A 3,441-nucleotide genomic window follows, 5' to 3' on the forward strand; every position below is an offset into this window, starting at 1 on the left:
TCCAATTACACGACAGAAACCGGTGCTCAGAAGTATAGTTCATGCACCAACATGTATTGTGAACAGAGCCAAAATACACATTTCTGTCGGGTTGCGTTTGCTAACCAAGCCTATGGTTCCCCACAATGTCTGCCCCTTTCTGCATCACTCTTGATGCACCCGTAATGACTGCTGGACTTATTAATATTCACATGAAAGTAACGGCAAAAGTAAATTAATCACAGACTGATTATTTTATTTTCATACTATTAATGTTTTCCGCCTGTAATTATTGGAAGAAGCTTCTTATATTTATTTTATTACTCATTATTTTCGGTCAGAAACGCTTGTGACTTAAGTCGTTCCGCTGCGCTTTTTTTGGAAGATTACTGAAAGAGAAAAACAATGAGCAGGAATGTCATTCTTCGCATCACTCAGGGACTGGATACTTCGCGGCAGTGGTATTCCTGTGCACTGGAATTTGTTGGACAGGTAAGTTGCTGGTTAAAAGATCAGGAACTCGATAAGAGCGAGATAGAGAATTTCACTCGGGAAAAACTTCAGGAATGCTTTCAGGTCATAATTAACGATCCAGAAACAGAACCGCTTAAACAGCGAATCTTTCAAAAAATGCCGCTTGAGCAGATTCCCAATGATACAGCCCAGCAGTTGTTAAACAGCATGGTTCGAGCCTGGCAGCGAGAGTTACTGATTTTTGAGCAGATCCCTGACACATTAATTAACTGTCAAAACCAGTCCAACCCCGGCGAAAACTGTTGGTTTTTACCTGAGGAAATAGCAGGGCTCGCAGCTGAGCTTTTGAATATTCCTGATGGCGCTTCCGTTTACTGCCCTTTTGATGAAAATATCAATCTTTCTTCACAAGTTTCTCAAGCTGGAAGTATCGTTGCAGAAATAACAGGCGACTCACTTCTTGCTTTAGTTACCCTCTATTTGAAAAGTCATACCTGTGAGATTACTTTTGGCAACCCACTCACCAATCCAACACAGACAATACCTGGTGGATTAAAAAGGTTTGATTACAGTGCCTGTTGCCCTCCACCGAAAACACGCTTCCAAGTTAGTGCCCTGAATGACCTCTACGGCCGCTTTCCTGAGCAGCCTTTGTACGGAGATGTAGTTTATATTCGCCATCTGTTAAGCCAGACTTTAAAGCGCACGGCGATTGTCGTATCCAGTGCCATGTTGCAAAGAACAAAAGGTAAAGAGAGAGAGTTTAAGCGGTGGTTACTGAACAACAGGATGGTTCAGGCCGTAGTAAAACTTCCATCAGGTTCCATTCCCGGCTATCGCAATACAGCTTCATTACTTTTACTGGACAGACAAGAGAAGACACCTGACGTTTTATTTTTTGACGCTAGCAGTTCGTACTTCAAAACTTCGGGCAGGAATGGCCTGGCAGCTCTAAAAAACAGAGATGCTATTGTCGAAGCAATCCTGGAGAGAACAGAAAGTCACTACTGTTGCAGTTCTGATACTGAGGAGATTCTTGCTAATGATACCAATCTGGATGTTGGTCGCTATCTGCCAGAAAAGGGAGTGAAGAATCACTCTTCACCCACACAACGACAGTTTTCAACTCTCGAGAATCTATGCGAGCTGATTAGAGCACAGGCTATTCCTCATGCTGAAAATAACTCCGGTGATCACGCACTGGAGGTGGCACCGGCAGATATTAATGCTTCCGGTGAAGTTCAGCAGCCGGAGAAAGCTGTACTTATTGATGCCGATCATCAGCGAAGAGCCAAAACACAAAAGCTTAAGTCGGGGGATATTCTGCTGGCTATAAAAGGCAACACTGGTCGAACAGGACTGGTTCCCGCAATTTGTGGGGATAACTGGATAGCAGGTCAGGCTTTCCAGATTATTCGCCTGAGACCTGAGTCGCCAATACAAGACCCGCGTATTCTCTTTCAGTACTTGAACTCTGTGGCAGGAAAACAATACCTGACCAGCATACGTTCAGGGACAGGTGTCGCTTTTCTGCAAACCCGTGACATTCGCAAAATGCCGATCCCCCTTCTTACCAGTGAAGAGCAGAGTCTGGCGTTACAATCCTGGTATGAGATAAGAAAGATTCACGCAGAAATATCCTATCTGCGGGAAAAAATATCAGCGCATCAAAGTCAGGTTTGGGAAGCCGAACATTAAGATAAGTGACCTTCCGGGCGGAAGGTCACTAACTATAAGATGCTTTAAACGTTAAAGCGGAAGTGCATCACATCGCCATCCTGAACGATGTATTCCTTACCTTCCAAACGCAGGCAGCCAGCCTCTTTCGCGCCTTTCTCACCCTGATATTTGATGAAGTCATCGTAGGACGTAACTTCTGCACGGATAAATCCACGCATAAAGTCGGTGTGAATAACTCCGGCAGCCTGTGGAGCGGTAGCTCCAATCTCTACAGTCCAGGCACGAACTTCTTTTACGCCTGCGGTGAAGTAGGTTTGCAACTTCAGCAGATCGTAACCAGCGCGGATTACACGATCCAGGCCAGGTTCATCCATTCCCAAGTCTGCCAGAAACTCGTCACGCTCTTCATCATCAAGCTCAGCAATTTCTGCTTCCAGCTTATTGCACACAGGCACAACAACAGCACCTTCTGACGCAGCCAGTTCGCGAACCTTGTCCAGATGAGGGTTATCTTCAAAACCATCTTCATCAACGTTAGCAATGTACATAGTTGGCTTGGAGGTCAGCAAGAACAGTTGCTGCATCAGCTTCTGCTCGTCGTCACTCAGATCCAGAGCACGGGCAGGCTTGCCTTCTTCAAAGGCCGGAATCAGTTTTTCCAGCAGAGCGATCTGAGCTTTGGCTTCTTTATCTCCGCCCTTGGCAACGCGAACCAGACGCTTCATCTGCTTCTCGCAGCTGTCCAGGTCGGCCATAATCAGTTCCATATTGATGATTTCAATATCAGCAATAGGGTCAATACGGTTGGAAACGTGGATCACGTTCTCATCTTCAAAGCACCGTACAACATGAGCGATGGCATCGGTTTCACGAATATTAGCCAGGAACTTGTTACCCAGGCCTTCCCCTTTGGAAGCACCTTCTACCAAACCAGCAATATCCACAAACTCCATGGTCGTGGGCAGCACTTTCTCAGGGCTGACAATAGCTGCCAAGGCATTCAGGCGAGGATCAGGCATAGGCACAATGCCTGCGTTGGGCTCGATCGTGCAGAACGGAAAGTTCTCGGCATCAATACCCGCTTTGGTCAGAGCGTTGAACAGAGTGGACTTACCCACGTTCGGCAGACCGACGATGCCGCAATTAAAACCCATGATGTTGTCCTGTCAGGAAATCGAAAAATCAAAGGCGAAGATTATACAGAGGTTTCAGGGAGCGCAAAATGAACTGTCGCCTCTCAGGCGCCTCTCAGGCGCCTGTTACGCGCCTGCAAGCAAGTTTTCTAATCGCATATACACTTTCTTCATA

The 3,441-nt window shown here is 46.2% G+C and carries 2 protein-coding genes; one reads left to right on the plus strand and one right to left on the minus strand.

Going from position 1 to position 3,441, the window contains the following annotated elements:
- Window positions 1–384 precede the first annotated feature (384 nt).
- Entirely contained in the window at window positions 385–2,151 is a 1,767-nt protein-coding gene (locus tag QMA35_RS21105; RefSeq protein ID WP_281649114.1) for an N-6 DNA methylase, read from the plus strand.
- A gap of 44 nt (window positions 2,152–2,195) precedes the next feature.
- On the opposite strand, the gene ychF is transcribed toward QMA35_RS21105, so the two are convergent.
- Complete coding sequence (ychF, locus tag QMA35_RS21110) at window positions 2,196–3,287, minus strand: redox-regulated ATPase YchF (protein ID WP_281649115.1); 1,092 nt, start codon at window positions 3,285–3,287, stop codon at window positions 2,196–2,198.
- Between the last annotated feature and the right edge of the window lie 154 nt (window positions 3,288–3,441).

Origin of the sequence: Parendozoicomonas sp. Alg238-R29 (assembly GCF_947331445.1) — a bacterium.
GTDB lineage: Bacteria > Pseudomonadota > Gammaproteobacteria > Pseudomonadales > Endozoicomonadaceae > Sansalvadorimonas.